Genomic DNA, 682 nt, shown 5'->3' with positions numbered 1-682 from the left:
GGGCCTGTTGCGCAGTAACCGGGGATGTTTGGATGGGGCGGGATCGCAGGGATTTCGCTCGTCTTTGTGAGCTCCGCCCCCTTGTTTGGGGTTTCGGCGGCGGTTTCGGCCCGGGCGGCCGGGCTGCGGGCGCACCTATCCCGTGATGGCGGCCCATCGGCGCATGTTGAAGGCGATCGCCGCCAATGTCACCTGGGCGGTGGCCTTCGCCAGTCCGACATAGCGGATATTGGTCAGCTTCATGCGGTTCTTGAGCGTGGCGAAAGTGGTCTCCACCGCCGCTCGCCGTCTGGCGATCAGGCGGTTGTAATGTTTGAGCCGCGGCGGCAGCGCATGGTGCTTGTTGGGGCGGCGCGCGATGCGCACCTTCTTGCCCTCGGCCTTGAGCCGGGCGCGGCGGGCATGGGTGTCGTAGGCGGCGTCCGCCCACACCGTCTTCTCGTCGCCGCAGATCAAGTTATCGGCCATCACCGTGTCGTTGACGTTGGCTGGCGTGGTAATCACCGTGCGGATCAGGCCAGAGCCCTCATCCACCCCGACATGGGCTTTGTAGCCAAAGGTGAAGCCGCCCTTGCCCTTTCGCGCGGTGAGCCGGGCATCCGTATCCTTCGAAGTCCGCTCGTCCGTCGGGGGCAATGAAACCGCATTGATCAGCGTGGCATCCAGCATCGTTCCCCGCTTC

Annotated in this window: 1 protein-coding gene; it reads right to left on the bottom strand. The window is 65.1% G+C overall.

Annotated elements, in window-relative coordinates; all coding sequences use genetic code 11:
• Positions 1-135 precede the first annotated feature (135 nt).
• Positions 136-682: IS5 family transposase (locus NKJ35_RS30810; protein WP_352651402.1), on the bottom strand; the 547-nt coding region annotated here is incomplete at its 5' end.

Source organism: Mesorhizobium sp. M0136, from assembly GCF_040322515.1.
In the GTDB taxonomy this organism is placed as follows: domain Bacteria; phylum Pseudomonadota; class Alphaproteobacteria; order Rhizobiales; family Rhizobiaceae; genus Mesorhizobium.
The sequence above is the reverse complement of the archived record's forward strand: the minus strand, read 5'-3'. Positions and strand labels throughout refer to the sequence as shown.